Annotated in this window: 17 protein-coding genes; 13 read left to right on the forward strand and 4 right to left on the reverse strand. The window is 66.6% G+C overall.

Annotated elements, in window-relative coordinates:
• Positions 1-22: 22 nt before the first annotated feature.
• The 12 genes from mtgA (at position 23) to pyrF (ending at position 12,840) form a co-directional block, all read left to right on the forward strand.
• Entirely contained in the window at positions 23-757 is a 735-nt protein-coding gene (mtgA, locus tag HDG33_RS05095; RefSeq protein ID WP_184022897.1) for a monofunctional biosynthetic peptidoglycan transglycosylase, read from the forward strand.
• A 363-nt stretch (positions 758-1,120) separates the two neighbouring features.
• A complete protein-coding gene (locus tag HDG33_RS05100) occupies positions 1,121-2,149 on the forward strand; it encodes an IclR family transcriptional regulator (protein ID WP_184022898.1) in 1,029 nt (342 codons plus the stop codon).
• On the forward strand, positions 2,146-3,261 hold the full coding sequence (locus HDG33_RS05105) for a 2-dehydro-3-deoxygalactonokinase (RefSeq protein ID WP_184022899.1): 1,116 nt from the start codon (positions 2,146-2,148) through the stop codon (positions 3,259-3,261). Before HDG33_RS05100 ends, HDG33_RS05105 begins: the two co-directional genes overlap by 4 nt.
• Before the next feature lie 45 nt (positions 3,262-3,306).
• Positions 3,307-3,987: a 2-dehydro-3-deoxy-6-phosphogalactonate aldolase gene (locus HDG33_RS05110; protein WP_090801888.1), complete on the forward strand. Its 681-nt coding sequence runs from the start codon at positions 3,307-3,309 to the stop codon at positions 3,985-3,987.
• Positions 3,984-4,772: an SDR family oxidoreductase gene (locus tag HDG33_RS05115; RefSeq protein ID WP_184022900.1), complete on the forward strand. Its 789-nt coding sequence runs from the start codon at positions 3,984-3,986 to the stop codon at positions 4,770-4,772. The genes HDG33_RS05110 and HDG33_RS05115 overlap by 4 nt, the downstream gene beginning before the upstream one ends.
• A 120-nt stretch (positions 4,773-4,892) precedes the next feature.
• Positions 4,893-5,891: an arabinose ABC transporter substrate-binding protein gene (locus tag HDG33_RS05120; protein WP_184022901.1), complete on the forward strand. Its 999-nt coding sequence runs from the start codon at positions 4,893-4,895 to the stop codon at positions 5,889-5,891.
• 262 nt (positions 5,892-6,153) lie between these two features.
• Positions 6,154-7,710 carry an L-arabinose ABC transporter ATP-binding protein AraG gene (gene araG / locus HDG33_RS05125; RefSeq protein WP_184022902.1) on the forward strand — a complete coding sequence of 519 codons (1,557 nt, stop codon included), beginning with the start codon at positions 6,154-6,156 and terminating at the stop codon, positions 7,708-7,710.
• A 54-nt stretch (positions 7,711-7,764) separates the two neighbouring features.
• On the forward strand, positions 7,765-8,781 hold the full coding sequence (araH, locus tag HDG33_RS05130) for an L-arabinose ABC transporter permease AraH (RefSeq protein ID WP_184022903.1): 1,017 nt from the start codon (positions 7,765-7,767) through the stop codon (positions 8,779-8,781).
• Positions 8,782-8,832: 51 nt separating this feature from the next.
• On the forward strand, positions 8,833-9,633 hold the full coding sequence (locus HDG33_RS05135; protein ID WP_090801880.1) for an SDR family NAD(P)-dependent oxidoreductase: 801 nt from the start codon (positions 8,833-8,835) through the stop codon (positions 9,631-9,633).
• The gene (locus tag HDG33_RS05140) at positions 9,630-10,571 is read left to right on the forward strand and encodes an SMP-30/gluconolactonase/LRE family protein (protein ID WP_184022904.1); all 942 of its coding nucleotides are present in this window, start codon (positions 9,630-9,632) and stop codon (positions 10,569-10,571) included. Before HDG33_RS05135 ends, HDG33_RS05140 begins: the two co-directional genes overlap by 4 nt.
• Positions 10,572-10,791: 220 nt before the next feature.
• The gene (locus tag HDG33_RS05145) at positions 10,792-11,853 is read left to right on the forward strand and encodes an aldose 1-epimerase (protein ID WP_184022905.1); all 1,062 of its coding nucleotides are present in this window, start codon (positions 10,792-10,794) and stop codon (positions 11,851-11,853) included.
• Positions 11,854-12,024: 171 nt separating this feature from the next.
• Positions 12,025-12,840 carry an orotidine-5'-phosphate decarboxylase gene (gene pyrF, locus HDG33_RS05150; RefSeq protein ID WP_184022906.1) on the forward strand — a complete coding sequence of 272 codons (816 nt, stop codon included), beginning with the start codon at positions 12,025-12,027 and terminating at the stop codon, positions 12,838-12,840.
• Between the two features lie 51 nt (positions 12,841-12,891).
• Here the strand turns inward: pyrF and HDG33_RS05155 are convergent, their stop codons facing one another.
• From HDG33_RS05155 to thiL, 4 genes are all read right to left on the reverse strand, one after another.
• A complete protein-coding gene (locus tag HDG33_RS05155; protein WP_184022907.1) occupies positions 12,892-13,422 on the reverse strand; it encodes a cupin domain-containing protein in 531 nt (176 codons plus the stop codon).
• A 32-nt stretch (positions 13,423-13,454) separates the two neighbouring features.
• Positions 13,455-13,955, reverse strand: a complete 501-nt coding sequence (locus HDG33_RS05160; RefSeq protein WP_184022908.1) for a CinA family protein — start codon at positions 13,953-13,955, stop codon at positions 13,455-13,457.
• Positions 13,956-14,064: 109 nt separating this feature from the next.
• On the reverse strand, positions 14,065-14,640 hold the full coding sequence (locus tag HDG33_RS05165) for a phosphatidylglycerophosphatase A (protein WP_184022909.1): 576 nt from the start codon (positions 14,638-14,640) through the stop codon (positions 14,065-14,067).
• On the reverse strand, positions 14,630-15,631 hold the full coding sequence (gene thiL, locus HDG33_RS05170) for a thiamine-phosphate kinase (RefSeq protein WP_184022910.1): 1,002 nt from the start codon (positions 15,629-15,631) through the stop codon (positions 14,630-14,632). Before thiL ends, HDG33_RS05165 begins: the two co-directional genes overlap by 11 nt.
• A 178-nt stretch (positions 15,632-15,809) precedes the next feature.
• Here thiL and HDG33_RS05175 point away from each other — a divergent pair, with 178 nt between their 5' ends.
• Complete coding sequence (locus HDG33_RS05175) at positions 15,810-18,149, forward strand: NADP-dependent malic enzyme (RefSeq protein ID WP_184022911.1); 2,340 nt, start codon at positions 15,810-15,812, stop codon at positions 18,147-18,149.
• Positions 18,150-18,386 lie beyond the last annotated feature (237 nt).

An 18,386-nucleotide genomic window follows, 5' to 3' on the forward strand; every position in this document is an offset into this window, starting at 1 on the left:
CGGCACGCGGATAGCACGCACCATGACAGCGACGCGACGCGCCAGCGGTTCGCGCGGCCAGTCCGGCCCGCTGCGCTGGCTCGCCTGGTTGACCGCGGTCGTGGCCATCGCCTGGCTCGCGACGCAGGCGTACTACTTCGCGCAGATCGCAATCTGGAACGTCGTCAATCCGCGCTCGACCGCGTTCATGCGCTCGGACGCATGGCGTCTGTCGCAGGACCGGCCGGATCTGTCGGTGCAGCGAACGTGGGTGCCGTACGATCAGATTTCGCGCAACCTGAAGCGCGCGATCATCGCGTCCGAAGACGCGAACTTCGTCAACAACAAAGGCTACGAAACCGACGCGATCCTGCAGGCGTGGGAGCGCAACAAGGCGCAAGGCCGGATCGTGCGCGGCGGCTCGACGATCTCGCAGCAGCTTGCGCGCAACCTGTTTCTGTCGCGCGAGAAAAGCTATATCCGCAAGGGCCAGGAGCTGATCATCACGTGGATGCTCGAAACGCTGATGGACAAGCAGCGCATCTTCGAGATCTATCTGAACTCGGTCGAATGGGGCAGCGGCGTGTACGGCGCTGAGGCGGCCGCGCAGTACTACTTCAAGACCTCGGCGAGCAAGCTCACGGCCGCGCAGTCGGCGCGGCTCGCGGTGATGCTGCCACGCCCCAGGTATTTCGATGAACACAGGAATTCGGCGTATCTCACGCAACGCGCGCGCGTGATTGCGCGGCGGATGGGCGCGGCTGAATTGCCGGATTGAAAGAGCCCTCGATCTCATTGTCCTGCTTCGAAGCCCGCCTCGCGCGGGCTTTTTTGCGTCAGCAGACCGCGACCGCGACAGTTTGCTAAACACTCGATCGCCCACTAAAATCTCACTATATGGACTCAACATTCACATATTGGTGATTCTCAAAAGTCGCCCTACAATCCAAGCCAACATGCATCGCGAGTCGGCGCCCCAGCGCGCCGAAACAGCGAACAGCGACAGAAAAAAACCGGAGACGAGACCGACCATGTCTGGCAGCCAACCACAGCAGCCGCGCGAGCGCGGCGCCGCACCCGTTCCCGCCCTGTTCTCCGGCCCCGCGCGCTAAGCGCAGAAACCATCCGAAGGCGAATCGCCATGAACAAAGCGATGCCCACTCCCGCCGCCAGCGCGGCCGAGGCCGCGCAGGACTCGAACGGCGGGCCGAACAGCGCCGCGAATCCGGCGCTGAATTCCGCGCCGCGCGAGGCTTCAGCCGTCAACGCCAATGTCGCCGCCAGTGCGTCCGCTACCGCGAGGGCGTCGCGCCCGGTGGCGCGCGCGGCGACCGTCGACGGTCTCGGGCTGCCGGTCACGCTGCTGGAAATCACGCCGCAGCAGGCCGGCACGCAGACGCTGTTGCGCGGCCTTGCGATTCTCGAGGCGGCCGCGGCCGGTGTGCGCGATCTGCGCAGCTTCGGCGCCGCGCTCGGCACGACCCGCAGCACCACGCACCGGCTCGTCAGCAGCCTCGTGCAGGCGCGCTATCTGCGCCAGGTGCAGGGCGGCTATCTGCTCGGGCCGAAGCTGATCGAGCTCGGCACGATCGCTCTCGAACAGATGCCGCTGACGGCCGTCGCGCGTCCGCACCTCGAGTCGCTGGCCGAGCAGACGCTCGACACGATCCACCTCGGCGTGCGCGACGGCGACGACGTGCTGTACATCGACAAGATCCCCGGCACGCGCGGCCTCGAAATGCGCTCGCGCGTCGGCCATCGGATGCCGCTCGCGTCGACCGGCATCGGCAAGGCGATGATGCTCGACCTCGCGCCGGACGCATGGCAGTCGCTGTTCGACGCGTCGCGCCGCGCGCTCGCGGGCGTCAGCTTCAAGCCGGACAACCGCCCCGATGCGCCGACCTTCCTGCAGCGCATGACGAACTACGCGGCCGGCGGCTACACGTTCGATCTCGAAGAGAACGAAGCGGCGATCCGTTGCGTCGCGGCGCCGGTGCGCGATGCGTCGGGGGCGATCGTCGCGGCGTTGTCGGTGGCCAGCACGATTCCCTATATGCCGCTCGAACGGATGGACGAACTGATTCCGGTCGTGCAGCGCGAGGCGCGCGCGATTTCGGAAGAACTCGGTTGGCGCGCACCGCGACCGGCCACGCGCAGGATCAAGCGATGAAACAAGCGGGCACCGCCACGCTGGCGAACCACCGGGCGGCCGCCGCGCCCGACACGGGCGGGAAGCCGGACGCGACCGCCGCCGCCGATACCGCCGCCGTCGATTTCACGCACGCCGCGCTGATCGCGCTCGACTGGGGCACGACGTCGCTGCGCGCCTATCTGTTCGACGCGCACGGTCGCGTGCTGGCGACGCGCGCATCGACGGCCGGCATCATGAATCTGCCGCGTGGCGCGGCCGAGGGCGGCTTCGACGCCGCGTTCGAGGACGCCTGCGGCGCATGGCTCGACCATGCGCGCGGCGCGCCGGTGATCGCGGCGGGGATGATCGGCAGCGCGCAGGGCTGGCTCGAAGCGCCGTATGTCGAGACACCCGCGAACGCCGATGCGTTGGTGGCCGGTATCGTCCGCGTGCAGACCGCGCGCGGCGCGACGCTGCATATCGTGCCGGGCGTGCTGCAACGCGGTGAATTGCCGAACGTGATGCGCGGCGAGGAGACGCAAATTTTCGGCGCGCTCAGCGCGGACGCGGACGGCGCGCACGACGCGAACTCGGTCGACAGCAACGCCCGCTCGCTGATCGGCCTGCCCGGTACGCACGCGAAATGGGCGGTCGTGCAGGCGGAGCGCATCGAGCGTTTTCATACGTTCATGACCGGCGAGGTGTTCGCCGCGCTGCGCGAGCACACGATTCTCGGCCGCACGATGGTCACGCCCGATCGCCCGGATACCGAAGCATTTCTGCGCGGCGTGAACATCGCGCGCGAGAAGGGCCAGGCAGGCGTGCTCGCGACCGTGTTCAGCACGCGCACGCTCGGCTTGACCGGCGCGCTGTCGAGCGAGGCACAGCCCGACTATCTGTCGGGCCTGCTGATCGGGCACGAACTCGCCGGCCTCGAAGCGGTACTCGCGCAGCAAGGCAGCTCGCTCGCGCAGCAGAGTCTGCGGCTGATCGGCAACGACGCGCTGTGCGAGCGCTACCGCCTCGCGCTCGCGCAATTCGGCTGTCTGCGCGCGGAGCCGGTCAGGCATGCAACCGAACGCGGCCTGTGGCGCGTCGCCGTCGAAGCGGGGCTCGTCCGGCCGTCCGCCCAGGCGGCGCGCGCAGGCTGACCGGCGGCAGAGCCCTTTACGACGCTCACGAAACAAGGAACCGACATGCAACCACACATCAATCTGCCCGCACCGTACATGCCGCACGCGGGTCTGATCGCCGCGTTCGAAGCCTGTCCGCTGATCGCGATCCTGCGCGGCGTCACGCCCGCCGACGCGGCCGATCACGGCCAGGCCCTGTACGAAGCCGGTTTTCGCATCGTCGAAGTACCGCTCAATTCGCCGCAGCCGTTCGACAGCATCTCGGCGATCCGCAAGGTGCTGCCGGCCGACGCGATCGTCGGCGCGGGCACGGTGCTGCATCCGCTGTTCGTGGACGACGTGAAGGCCGCGGGCGGCGAACTCATCGTGATGCCGCACAGCGATCCGGAAGTCGTGATCGCCGCGAAGGCGCGGGGCCTCGCCTGCGCGCCCGGCGTCGCGACGCCGACCGAGGCGTTCATCGCGCTGAAGAACGGCGCGGACGTGCTGAAGATGTTCCCCGCCGAGCAGCTCGGCTGCCAGGTCGTCAAGGCATGGCGCGCGGTGATCGCGGCGCAGGTGCCGCTCGTGCCGGTCGGCGGCGTCACGCCGGACAACATGGGGCCGTTCCTGAGCGCCGGCGCGAACGGTTTCGGCCTCGGCTCGGCGCTGTACAAGCCGGGCCAGAGCGCGGCGGTGACCGCGTCGCATGCGAAGGCGTTCATCAACGGTTTGCGGATCGCCCGCGCGGGCGTGAAGAAATGAACCGGCTCGCCGGCAAAGCCGCTCTCGTAACCGGCGCTGGACGTGGCATAGGCGCGGCGATCGCGCTGGCGTTCGCGCGCGAGGGCGCGGCGGTCGTGCTGGCGGAACTCGACCTCGACCTGGCGCAGCGCACGGCCGCGCAGATCGAGGCAGACGTTGGCACCGGCGCCGGCGCGCGCGTGCTCGCGGTGCAGACCGACGTGACGCAACCGGCGTCGGTGCGGCACGCGGTCAGCGAAGGCGAACGCGCGTTCGGCGCGCTCGACATCCTCGTCAACAACGCGGGCATCAACGTGTTCTGCGATCCGCTGACGATGACCGACGCCGACTGGCGGCGCTGCTTCGCGGTCGATCTCGACGGCGTGTGGAACGGCTGTCGCGCGGTGCTGCCGGGCATGGTCGAGCGTGGCGCGGGCAGCATCGTGAACATCGCGTCGACGCACGCGTTCAAGATCATTCCGGGCTGCTTTCCGTACCCGGTCGCGAAGCACGGCGTGATTGGCCTCACGCGCGCGCTCGGCATCGAGTACGCGCCGCGCAACGTGCGCGTGAACGCGATCGCGCCGGGCTACATCGAGACGCATCTGACGCACGACTGGTGGAACGAGCAGTCCGATCCGGCCGCCGCGAAGCAGGCGACACTCGATCTGCAGCCGATGAAGCGCATCGGCCGTCCGGAGGAGGTGGCGATGACCGCGGTGTTCCTCGCGTCGGACGAAGCGCCGTTCATCAATGCGAGCTGCATCACCGTCGATGGCGGGCGCTCGGTGCTTTACCACGACTGAATTTGCGTCGCCAAAAGACGCACAGAACACCGGACGACGCGCTGGCCGCGCGTGTCAGACCGGTACAAGAAGACGCGGCCGATTACCTTCTCGTTATCAATTAGTCAGGAGACACGCATTATGAAACGTAGAATTTTCCTCACGCTGGCAGCGGCGGCGGCGGGTGTGTTCTTCAACGCACCGGTCGTACAGGCCGCCGATTCGGTCAAGATCGGCTTCCTCGTGAAGCAGCCGGAAGAACCGTGGTTCCAGGACGAATGGAAGTTCGCCGAGATGGCCGCCAAGCAGAAGGGCTTCACGCTCGTGAAGATCGGCGCGCCGTCGGGCGAGAAGGTGATGAGCGCAATCGATAACCTCGCCGCGCAGAAGGCACAGGGCTTCGTGATCTGCACGCCCGACGTCAAGCTCGGGCCGGGCATCGTCGCGAAGGCGAAGGCGGACGGCCTGAAGATGATGACGGTCGACGACCGCCTCGTCGACGGCGCGGGCAAGCCGATCGAAGCGGTGCCGCACATGGGCATCTCGGCGTATAACATCGGCAAGCAGGTCGGCGACGGCATCGCGGCTGAAATCAAGAAGCGCGGCTGGGACATGAAGGACGTCGGCGCGATCGACGTGACCTACGAGCAGTTGCCGACCGCGCATGACCGCACCACCGGCGCAACCGACGCGCTGGTCGCCGCGGGCTTCCCGAAAGCGAACATCGTCACCGCGCCGCAGGCGAAGACCGACACGGAAAACGCGTTCAACGCCGCCAACATCGCGCTGACGAAGAACCCGCAGTTCAAGCACTGGGTCGCTTACGCGCTGAACGACGAAGGCGTGCTCGGCGCGGTGCGCGCGGCGGAAGGCCGTGGCTTCAAGGCCGACAACATGATCGGCATCGGCATCGGCGGTTCGGAGTCCGCGATGAACGAGTTCAAGAAGCCGCAGCCGACGGGCTTCTACGGCACCGTGATCATCAGCCCGAAGCGCCACGGCGAGGAAACCTCGGAACTGATGTACGCGTGGATCACGCAGGGCAAGGAACCGCCGCTGCTGACGCTGACGACCGGCATGCTGGCGACGCGCGACAACGTCGGCGAAGTGCGCGAGAAGATGGGCCTCGCGTCGAAGTAATCGCAAGACTTGCGGTGGTATGAAGTACACCGCCGGCGCGTCGCTTTCCCTGCCTGGCGCAGGGGACGGCGCGCCGGCGGCGAGAGACGATCTGCGGTAGACAGACGGATCGCGCGCAATACGCGTACGGTCAACATGACGCAGCAATATCTTGCATGGGACCGGAGTAAGCGCTAAAGCGCTAACTCCGGTCGACCGCGATGAAACTGCATGGGACCGGAGTAAGCGCTAAAGCGCTAACTCCGGTCGACAAGGAGGCGAAGTGTCAGCGACGCTACGTTTTGACAATATCGGCAAGGTTTTTCCAGGCGTGCGTGCGCTCGACGGTGTGTCCTTCGACGTCAACGTCGGCCAGGTGCACGGCCTGATGGGCGAAAACGGCGCGGGAAAATCGACGCTGCTGAAAATTCTCGGCGGCGAGTATCAGCCCGATTCGGGCCGCATGCTGATCGACGGCAACGAGGTGCGCTTTCCGAGCGCGGCCGCGTCGATCGGTGCCGGCATCGCGGTGATTCACCAGGAACTGCAGTACGTGCCCGACCTCACGGTCGCGGAGAATCTGCTGCTCGGCCAGCTGCCCAATGCGCTCGGCTGGGTCAACAAGCGCGAGGCAAAGCGCTTCGTGCGCGAGCGGCTCGAAGCGATGGGCGTCGCGCTCGATCCGAACGCGAAGCTGCGCAAGCTGTCGATCGCGCAACGGCAGATGGTCGAAATCTGCAAGGCGCTGATGCGCAACGCGCGCGTGATCGCGCTCGACGAGCCGACCAGCTCGCTGTCGCACCGCGAGACCGAGGTGCTGTTCAAGCTGGTGCGCGATCTGCGCGCCGACAACCGCGCGATGATCTACATCTCGCACCGCATGGACGAGATCTACGAGCTGTGCGACGCGTGCACGATCTTCCGCGACGGCCGCAAGGTCGCGTCGCATCCGACGCTAGAAGGCGTGTCGCGCGACACGATCGTCAGCGAGATGGTCGGGCGCGAAATTTCGGACATCTATAGCTATTCGGCGCGGCCGCTCGGCGAAGTGCGTTTCGCGGCGAAGGCGATCGAAGGTCATCCGCTCGCGCAGCCGGCGAGCTTCGAGGTGCGGCGCGGCGAGATCGTCGGCTTCTTCGGACTCGTCGGCGCGGGCCGCAGCGAGCTGATGCATCTGGTGTACGGCGCCGAGCATCGCAAGGGCGGCGAACTCATACTCGACGGCAAGCCGATCAAGGTGCGCAGCGCGGGCGAGGCCATTAAGCACGGCATCGTGCTGTGCCCCGAGGATCGCAAGGAAGAGGGCATCGTCGCGATGGCGAGCGTCGCGGAGAACATCAACATCAGCTGCCGCCGTCACTATCTGCGCGCGGGCGTGTTTCTCGATCGCAAGAAGGAGGCGCAGACGGCGGATCGTTTCATCAAGCTGCTGAAGATCAAGACGCCGCATCGGCGGCAGAAGATCCGCTTCCTGTCGGGCGGCAACCAGCAGAAGGCGATTCTGTCGCGCTGGCTCGCCGAGCCCGATCTGAAAGTCGTGATTCTCGACGAACCGACACGCGGCATCGACGTCGGCGCGAAACACGAGATCTATAACGTGATCTATCAGCTCGCGGAGCGCGGCTGCGCGATCGTGATGATTTCGTCGGAATTGCCGGAAGTGCTCGGCGTGTCCGACCGGATCGTCGTGATGCGCCAGGGCCGCATTTCCGGCGAGCTCGCGCGCAAGGACGCGACCGAACAGTCGGTGCTGAGCCTCGCGCTGCCGCAAAGCTCGACCGCGCTGCCTGAAAACGCGAACGCCAACGCCGCCAACCAGAGCGCGTCGCGCGCGGCCTGAACCTTATCCGGACGTGAGTCCGCAACCCGTGGGGAACGGGGAGGAGTATTGAACATGCAAGCCAGAGAAAACCTCGCGCAGCAGACCGCCAAGAGCGCGGCCGACGCGCTGATTCCGCAGACCGGCGACAAGGCCAAATGGTGGCAGCAGATCACCGAATACAGCCTGATCGTGATCTTCATCCTGATGTTCGTCACGATGTCGCTGACCGTCGATCATTTCTTCTCGATCGAGAACATGCTCGGCCTCGCGCTGTCGATCTCGCAGATCGGCATGGTCGCGTGCACGATGATGTTCTGCCTCGCGTCGCGTGATTTCGACCTGTCGGTCGGCTCGACCGTCGCGTTCGCCGGCGTGCTGTGCGCGATGGTGCTCAACGCGACCAACAGCACGGTCATCGCGATCATCGCGGCGGTCGCGGCGGGCGCGGTGATCGGCTTCGTCAACGGCGCGGTGATCGCTTATCTGCGCATCAACGCGCTGATCACGACGCTCGCGACGATGGAAATCGTGCGCGGCCTCGGCTTCATCGTGTCGCATGGGCAGGCGGTCGGCGTGTCGTCGGATACGTTCATCGCGCTCGGCGGCCTGACGTTCTTCGGCGTGTCGCTGCCGATCTGGGTCACGCTGATCTGCTTCATCGTGTTCGGCGTGATGCTGAACCAGACCGTGTACGGCCGCAATACGCTGGCGATCGGCGGTAATCCGGAAGCGTCGCGGCTCGCCGGTATCAACGTGGAGCGCACGCGCGTTTACATCTTTCTGATCCAGGGCGCCGTCACCGCGCTTGCCGGCGTGATTCTCGCGTCGCGTATCACGTCGGGTCAGCCGAACGCCGCCGAAGGCTTCGAGCTGAACGTGATCTCCGCGTGCGTGCTCGGCGGCGTGTCGCTGTTGGGCGGCCGCGCGACGATCTCCGGCGTCGTGATCGGCGTGCTGATCATGGGTACGGTCGAGAACGTGATGAACCTGCTGAACATCGACGCGTTCTATCAGTACCTGGTGCGCGGCGCGATCCTGCTCGCGGCCGTGTTGCTCGACCAGTTGAAGAACCGCGGCTCGCGCGATTGAGTCGCTTTCACCCCATCCCAAGCACATCCAAGCTCATAAAGGAATCGAACGATGTCGTCTCCGGCCAATGCAAACGCCAGCCTCGCTGACACCGCGTACGCGCGCTATCCGAGCCTCGTCGACCGTACGGTGCTGATCACGGGCGGCGCGACCGGAATCGGCGCATCGTTCGTCGAGCACTTCGCGGCGCAGGGCGCGCGCGTCGCGTTCTTCGATATCGACGCGAGCGCGGGCGAAGCGCTCGCCGACCAGCTCGGCGATTCGAAGCACAAGCCGCTGTTTCTGGCCTGCGATCTGACCGACGTCGACGCGCTGCAAAAAGCGATCGCCGACGTGAAGGCCGCGCTGGGTCCGATCCAGGTGCTCATCAACAACGCTGCGAACGACAAGCGCCATCAGATCGGCGACGTGACGCGCGAGTCGTTCGACGCGGGCATCGCCGTGAACATCCGCCATCAGTTCTTCGCGGCGCAGGCCGTGATGGAGGACATGAAGGCCGCGCGTAGCGGCTCGATCATCAACCTCGGCTCGATCAGCTGGATGCTGAAGAACGGCGGCTATCCGGTGTACGTGATGTCGAAGTCGGCGGTGCAGGGTTTGACGCGCGGGCTCGCGCGCGACCTCGGCCACTTCAATATCCGCGTCAACACGCTGGTGCCGGGCTGGGTGATGACCGACAAGCAGCTGCGCCTGTGGCTCGACGACAACGGCCGCCGCCAGATCAAGGAAGGCCAGTGCATCGACGCCGAGCTGATGCCGGCCGACCTCGCGCGCATGGCGCTGTTCCTCGCCGCCGACGACAGCCGCATGATCACCGCTCAGGACATCGTCGTCGACGGAGGCTGGGCGTGAGCGCCAGCCCGCGCGTGCAACGGGCCACGCTGCTGCTCGACGCGCAATGCGAGCTCGGCGAAGGCGCGACCTGGTGCGCGAGGAGCGCCCGCTTCTACTGGACCGACATCGAAGGCGCGCGGCTGTGGCGCTACGATCCGGCCGACGGCCGCAGCGATTCGTTCGACATGCCCGAGCGGCTCGCCACCTTCGCACTGTGCGAAAACCCGCGCTACGTGCTGCTCGGGCTCGCATCGCACCTCGCGTTTTTCGATCTGCAGACAGGCAGCACACAGCGCATCGTCGACGTCGAGCCCGGTCTCAACACGCGCGTCAACGACGGCCGCTGCGATCGGCAAGGGCGTTTCGTGTTCGGCACCAAGGACGAAAGCGGGCAACGGCAGACGGTCGCCGGCTTTTATCGGTTGAATCACGATCTGTCGCTCGAACGTTTACCGTTGCCAGCGCCGGCGATTTCGAACAGCATCGCATTCAGTCCCGACGGCGCGACGATGTACTACTGCGATTCGCCGACGCGTGAAATCCGCGCGTGCGACTATCGCGCGGACGGCGGCATCGCGAACGATCGCCTGTTCACTCGCCTGACCGATGCGAACGGCATCCCCGACGGCTCGACCGTCGACAGCGACGGCGGCCTGTGGAACGCGCAATGGGGCGGCGCGCGCGTGGTGCGCTACGGCCCCGATGGCGTGGAAACCGAGCGCATCGACGTGCCGACCACGCACCCAAGCTGCGTCGCGATCGGCGGTGCCGCGCTCGGCCAGACCACGGGCAGCGCCCAGGGCGAGACTGCGCTCGACACGCTGTACATCACGAGCGCCTACGCCGAGCTCGATGCGACGGCGCGCGCGGCCGACACGCTCGCGGGCGACCTGTTCGTCGCGACGCTCGCGCGGCGCGGTGTTGCGGAGCCGCTGTTCCAGGGCGCGCCTATCTAGCGCAGAATGACGCAGCCCCGGCCGCACGCCGGGGCCGCGATCCTGAAGGTGAAGCAGAAGTCGATGTGGCAGTTTCGGTCCGCGAGCAATACGCGCGCGACCGGCCGGCAACGAATCGGCAGCATGCAGTTCGGACTCGAGGCGAATTGGTCACAAAAAGTCGCCCGCCACTCCCGTCAACCCTGACGGCAACGTCCCACGCCTCTCGATGGAGCCAGATATGACTGTTGCGAATCTCGTTTCAGCCTCATCCCCAACCTCTCAAACGCGACGCTCGCGACTCGCCGCGGCCGCCAATCCCGTGCTGGCGGGCCCGAGCACGTCGGCGGTGGCCCTCGGCGAAGGCAGCGCCGGCGATGTCGCGTGCATCACGCTCGCCAACTCGCAATTGCGTCTCGATGTCGCGCCGGCGCTCGGCGGCGGCGTGACCCGCTTCGACTGGCGCGACGACGGCGCGCTGACGCCGATCTTCCGGCGCTGCAGTCACGTCGGTGTCGATACGCAACCGAACCAGCTGGCCTGCTATCCGCTCTTGCCGTACTCGAACCGCATCGGCGGCGGCCATTTCAGCGTGGCCGGGCGGCGCGTCGAGGTGCCGCGCAACCGCGCCGACGAGCCGCTGCCGATTCACGGCGACGGCTGGCTCGCGCAATGGCAGGTGCTCGACGCGGGCCGCGAGCACGTGCGTCTCGCGCTCGACCGCAGCGACGGCAAGCCGTACGCGTTCCGCGCGACACAAACCTATACGCTGGACGGCCCAACGCTGGTCGTCTCGCTCGACATCGAAAACGCCGGCCGCGAGACGCTGCCGTTCGGGCTCGGCGTGCATCCGTTCTTCGTGCGCGACGCGGACACCGAGCTGTCGGCGGCGGCCGGCGGCCTGTGGCTCTCGGGCGACGACTGGCTGCCGGTGCGCCACGTGCCGGCGCCCCCCGCGTGGCAGTTCGGCGTCGCGTATCCGCTGCCGGAGACGATCGTCAATCACGCGTTCACCGGCTGGAGCGGCCAGGCGGCAGTGGTATGGCCGAAGCGCCGTCTGTCGCTGAACATCGCCGCCGACACCGACTATTACGTGCTGTACACGCCGCCCGGCGAAGACTTCTTCTGCTTCGAACCGGTCGATCATCCGATCAATGCGATGAACCTGGCGGGCGGCGCGAGCGAAAACGGCATGACGCTGCTCAAGCGCGGCGAGCGGTTGACGCGCACGTTCCGCTTTACGGTCGAGCGGACTGGACTGCGCTCGATGCCGGGCGGGCGTGGCGCGCGGCGCAGGCAGTAGCCGCAGTCGTAGCCGCCGGGCCGCCGGCCGGACGAACGTCCGAACGGGCGGCCTGGCGCTGCTACCGCCAATGAGGCGCGGGCCGCGCGGTGACCGCCATCGACGGACGGCGATCGTGGGACAGGTAAAATACGCGCCTCCTCCGATTACCGGCTCGCCGCGAGACTCACCATGTCCAATTTCATCCAGACACTCAACGACGCCTGGCAGCGCACGAACTCGCTGCTGTGCGTTGGCCTCGATCCCGAGCCCAGCAAATTCCCGGGTGCGCTCGCGGGCCGCGCCGACGCGATCTTCGAGTTCTGCCGCACGATCGTCGATGCAACCGCGCCGTACGCGTCGTCGTTCAAGCCGCAGATCGCCTACTTCGCCGCGCATCGCGCAGAAGAGCAGCTCGAGCAGCTGATCGCCCACATTCACGCGAACCATCCGGGCCTGCCGGTGATTCTCGACGCCAAGCGCGGCGATATCGGCAGCACGGCCGAGCAATACGCACGCGAGGCCTTCGAGCGCTACCAGGCCGACGCGGTGACGGTCAATCCGTACATGGGTTTCGATTCGATCGAGCCGTATCTCGAGCACGCAGGCAGGGGCGTGATCGTGCTGTGTCGCACGTCGAACGCGGGTGGCTCGGATCTGCAGTTTCTCGAGACAGGTGGTCGGCCGTTGTACCAGGTCGTCGCGCAACTGGCCGCGCAGAAGTGGAATGCGAGCGGCCAGCTTGGGCTCGTGGTCGGCGCGACGTTTCCGAAGGAAATCGAAGTGGTGCGCGGAATCGTCGGCGACATGCCGCTGCTGATTCCGGGCATCGGTGCGCAAGGCGGCGACGTGCAGGCCACCGTGAGCGCCGGACGCACCGCGAACGGCACCGGCATGCTGATCAACTCTTCGCGCGCGATCATCTACGCAGGCAAGGGCGACGATTTCGCGCAAGCGGCCGCGCAGGCGGCGAAGGACACCCGCGACCGGATCAACGCGTTTCGTTGAACCGGCGGGCGATCCCGCGGCGGGCGGTCCCGCGACGGCCGGCGCGGCGCGTCAGCGCGCCGGTGCGAGCCGCCCGATCAACCCCGCATGCCGCGGATGCCGCGCCTTCAGCGCGTCCACCTCCGCGAGTTCGAACTCGCTGAATTCGAAACCCGGCGCGACCGTGCAGCCGACCAGCGCGAACGATGCCGGATCGGCACACTCGGCCGCGAACCACAAGCCGGCCGGCACGACGGCCTGACAGACCGTATCGGGATGCGTGAGCGGATTGCCGAGCCGGTGCGTGACGAGCACACCGCCGGCATCGCTTTCATCGAGCACGTGGACCAGCAGCGGCTCGCCGGCATAGAAATGCCAGACTTCGTCGGAACGGATCCGATGCCACGCCGAATGCGCGCCGTCGCACAGCAAGTAATGGATCGCAGTCGACGCCGCACGGGCGTTCCCAACCTCGCTCGGTTCGCCGGCGCGCAGCACACGCGCGGCCGAGCGGTAGGTCTCCGCGAAAAAGCCGCCTTCAGGATGGGGCTTCAGATCGAAGCGGCGGATCAGTTCGTCTGCGATCGCGCGCGAATCCGGCATTGTCCGCCTCCTCAGTGATAGTTAGCCGCCGCTCAATGCTCGCGTTCATCGAGTAGCGCCAGCAGGCCGCGCAGCGCGTGCGCCGCGGCCTGCACGCGGATCTGGTCGCGGTCGCCCTTGAAAATCTTCGTTTCCACCGACGTGTGCAGCCGGTTGCTCCAACTGAACGACACCATGCCGACCGGCTTGGTTTCCGTGCCGCCGCCGGGGCCGGCGACGCCGGTGATCGACAGCGACACCTGCGCTCGGCTGTTGCGCAGCGCGCCTTCGGCCATCGCTCGTGCGACCGGCTCGCTGACCGCGCCGTGCTTTTCGATCAGGTCGGCCGGCACACCGATCATTTCGCTTTTCGCCTGGTTCGAATACGTGACGAAGCCGCGTTCGAACCAGCCGCTGCTGCCGGAGATGTCGGTGATCGCGGTCGCGACCATGCCGCCCGTGCAGGACTCGGCGGTCACGAGCATCAGGCGCTCGTCGCGCAGACGGTTGCTCACGCGGATCGCAAGCTGGTGAACGACGGAATCGGTAGGCATGGCGTCAGTCAATCCGGAAAACGAAGCCGGCCGGGCGGCGCGGCGAACGGCAGGGGCTGGGCGGCGACCAAAAGAGTCGAACGGTACTCGAACGGCGAACAGGCAGCGCTCAAACCGACATCCGCCACAGCGCAATCACCAGCAACGTAAAAAATGCGGCGATCAGGTCATCGAACATGATGCCAAAGCCACCTTTCAGCCGGCGGTCGAAGTAGCCGATCGGCGGCGGCTTCACCATGTCGAAGAAGCGGAAGATCAGGAACGCCCACACCTGGCCGGTGAGCGTGGCAGGCGTGACCATCAGCAGCACGAGCCAGAACGCGACGATTTCGTCCCACACGACCGCCGACGGATCCTCGACGCCGAGCCGCTTCGCGGTAAAGCCGCACAACGCGATGCCGCCGAGAAAGCCGACGCCGATCAGCACGCCCCATTCGATAACTGTCAGATAACGACTCAGCACCGCGAACGAGGCCCACCCGAGCAGCGTGCCCATCGTGCCCGGTGCGACGGGCGACAGCCCGCTACCGAAGCCGAGCGACAGAAGGTGGACTGGATGCGACAGCATGAAGCGCGCGGTCGCGCGGCGCGGCTGAGCAGGCTTCGGCGCGCGCGGTCCAGGCGCCTGGGGCGGCTCGCCGCCGAGGAAGTCGTCGGCGGGGCCGAGCGGGGGGTCATTCTGCATGAAAGTGATCGAAACCTTGCAAGGTCAGAGTGAGCGGCGCGCCGCTGGCGTTGCGCCACGCGATGGCCGGGCGGTCGGTGGCCGCCTCCAGTGCGCTTATTGTACCGATGCGGGTGACCGGCACGGCGGCCTTCTGCGCGGCGGCCTCGACCGCGGCGCGCGCGGCGGCGGGCGCGGTGAAGCACAGCTCGTAGTCGTCGCCGCCGGCGAGCGTGCAGCGCTGCTGGACGTCGGGCGGCAGGCGGCGTAGCGCGGCCGAGCGCGGCACCGCATCGACGTCGACGCTCGCGCCCACCGACGAGCGTTCGAGGATGTGCCGCAGATCGCCGGCGAGTCCATCCGACAGGTCGAGCGCCGCGTGTGCGATGCCGCGCAGCGCGAGGCCGAGCGCGATGCGCGGCTCGGGGCGTTCGAGCGCCCGGCGGAACGTCGCGGCGTCATTCGGGGTGGCGGACCATTCGCCGCGCTGCGCGCCGAGGCCGGCGCGCGCGTCGCCGAGAGTGCCGGAGATCCAGATGTCGTCGCCGGGTTGCGCGGCATCGCGGCGCAAGGCTGTTCGTGGCGGCACGCTGCCGAATACCGTAATGCACAGATTGAGCGGCCCGCCCGTCGTATCGCCGCCGATCAGCTCGCAACCGTAGCGCTCGGCGAGCGCGAACAGGCCTTCGCTGAAACCGGAAAGCCAGGCTTCGTCGGCTTTCGGCAGCGAGAAGGCCAGCGTGAACGCCCGCGGCTGCGCGCCCATTGCGGCGAGGTCAGACAGATTGACGGCAAGCGCCTTGTGACCGAGCGCTTCGGGATCGATATCGGCAAAGAAATGACGGCCTTCGACCAGCATGTCGGTCGATATCGCCAGCATTTCGCCGGCAGGCGGCGCCAGCAACGCGCAATCGTCGCCGATGCCGAGCGTGCCGCCTTCGGCATTGGCGGGCCGCACGGCGGCGGCGCGGCGGGCAAAGAAGCGATCGATCAGCGAAAACTCGGAAAGCATGATGGCGAACGGTGAGCGGAGAACGATTGGAGAAATAGCGCGGATCAGGGTGATTGAGCGTGATGCCCCGTCGCAAGCGCCGGACCATCCGGACGACGGGCAACGCGCGCTTTCACGCTGTTTCAGTCGCGGCTGTTGTACCCGTATTGAAGGAATTGCGTAGGCAATTGGGGCTACAATGCCGTCGAACGTCTATTCTAATCTGCCCTCCGAAGCCCGCCTTATGTCGAATCCCGTCAATACCAAACTCCGCGAAGCAGCTCTCGATTACCACGAGTTCCCGACTCCCGGCAAAATCGCGATCGCCCCGACCAAGCAGATGATCAACCAGCGCGACCTCGCGCTGGCGTATTCGCCTGGCGTCGCGTTCGCGTGCGAGGAAATCGTCGAGAGCCCGCTGAACGCCGCGCGCTTCACCGCGCGCAGCAACCTCGTTGGCGTCGTCACGAACGGGACCGCGGTGCTGGGCCTCGGCAACATCGGGCCGCTCGCGTCGAAGCCGGTCATGGAAGGCAAGGCCGTCCTGTTCAAGAAGTTCGCCGGCATCGACGTGTTCGATATCGAGATCAACGAGACCGATCCGCACAAGCTGGTCGAGGTGATCGCCGCGCTCGAACCGACCTTCGGCGGCATCAACCTCGAAGACATCAAGGCGCCGGACTGCTTCATCGTCGAGCGCGAATGCCGCAAGCGCATGAAGATTCCGGTCTTCCACGACGACCAGCACGGCACCGCGATCGTCGTCGCGGCGGCGGTCACCAACGGGCTGAAGGTCGTCGGCAAGGACATCAAGGAAGTCAAGCTGGTCGCGTCGGGCGCGGGCGCGGCGGCGCTCGCGTGTCTGGACCTGCTGGTCGACATAGGCCTGTCGCTCGAAAACATCACCGTGACCGACCTCGCGGGCGTCGTGTACAAGGGCCGCACCGAACTGATGGACCCGGACAAGGAGCGTTTCGCGCGTGAAACCGACGCGCGCTCGCTTGCCGAGGTGATCGAAGGCGCGGACGTGTTCCTCGGGTTGTCGGCCGGCGGCGTGCTCAAGCAGGACATGGTCAAGCAGATGGCCGCCAGGCCGCTGATCCTCGCGCTTGCGAACCCGACGCCGGAAATCCTGCCGGAACTCGCGCTCGAAGTGCGTCCGGACGCGGTGCTGTGCACGGGCCGCACCGACTACCCGAACCAGGTCAACAACGTGCTCGTGTTCCCGTTTCTGTTCCGCGGTGCGCTCGACGCCGGCGCGACGACGGTCACGCGCGAAATGGAAATCGCCGCCGTCAACGCGATCGCCGAGCTGGCGCGCCAGGAGCAGAGCGACATCGTCGCGACCGCGTACGGCATCCAGGATCTATCGTTCGGACCGGAATACCTGATTCCGAAACCCTTCGATCCGCGTCTGATCGTCAAGGTCGCGCCCGCGGTGGCGAAGGCCGCGATGGAATGCGGCGTCGCCGAGCGTCCAATCGAGGACATGGACGCGTACGCGCAGCATCTGCAGCAGTTCGTTTATCACAGCGGCACGACGATGAAGCCGATCTTCCAGCTCGCGCGCAGCGTCGAGCCGGAGAAGAAGCGCATCGTGTTCGCGGAAGGCGAAGAAGAGCGTGTGCTGCGCGCGATGCAGATCATCGTCGACGAAAAGCTCGCAAAGCCGATCCTGATCGGCCGGCCGGCCGTGATCGAGCAGCGGATCGCGCGTTATGGCCTGCGGCTCGTCGCGGGGCAGGACTACACGGTCGTCAACACCGATCATGACGAACGTTACCGCGAGTTCTGGCAGGAATACGCGAAGATGATGTCGCGCAAGGGCATCACCACGCAGATGGCCAAGCTCGAGATGCGCCGCCGCACCACGCTGATTGGCTCGATGATGGTGAAGAAGGGCGAGGCGGACGGCATGATCTGCGGTACGGTCAGCACCACACACCGCCACCTGCACTTCATCGATCAGGTGATCGGCAAGAAGCCCGGCGCGAAAGTCTATGCGGCGATGAACGCGCTGGTGCTGCCGAATCGGCAGATTTTCCTCGTCGATACGCACGTGAACGTCGATCCGACACCGGCCGAGCTGGCTGAGATCACGATCATGGCAGCCGAGGAAGTGCGCCGTTTCGGCATCGAGCCGAAGGTTGCACTCGTGTCGCACTCGAACTTCGGTTCGAGCAACGCGCCGACGGCGCAGAAGATGCGCGATACGCTCGAGATCCTGCGCGAACGCGCGCCGGGGCTGCAAGTTGACGGCGAAATGCACGGCGACGTCGCGCTCGACGCCAACCTGCGCCGTGAGGTATTGCCCGATTCGACGCTCGAAGGCGACGCGAACCTGCTGGTGCTGCCGAACATCGACGCGGCCAATATCTCGTACAACCTGCTGAAGACGGCGGCCGGCAACAACATTGCGATTGGCCCAATTCTGCTTGGCGCGGCCAAGCCGGTGCACGTGCTGACGCCGTCGGCGACGGTGCGCCGGATCGTCAACATGGCGGCGCTGCTGGTCGCGGACGTCAGCGCAACCCGCTAACTGCGCATCGTGATCGGGCCGCGACGGGCCCGGCGCCGGTTTTCCAACCGGCGTACCTGAAAAAAAGGCGTGCCCGCAATGGGCACGCCCTCAGGGCAAGCTGGGGATCGCCACCCCGAAAAATGGCAATGACACGGCCTTTCGGCTCAGTGGTTTCAGGCTCTAACAACCGCAATCGAGCGCCTCTGCCAGCGGCCGCTTGCACCGCTCGCACTGCACTCGATCACGGTTGAGCTC

Origin of the sequence: Paraburkholderia sp. Cpub6, from assembly GCF_014201065.1 — a bacterium.
GTDB lineage: Bacteria > Pseudomonadota > Gammaproteobacteria > Burkholderiales > Burkholderiaceae > Paraburkholderia > Paraburkholderia tuberum.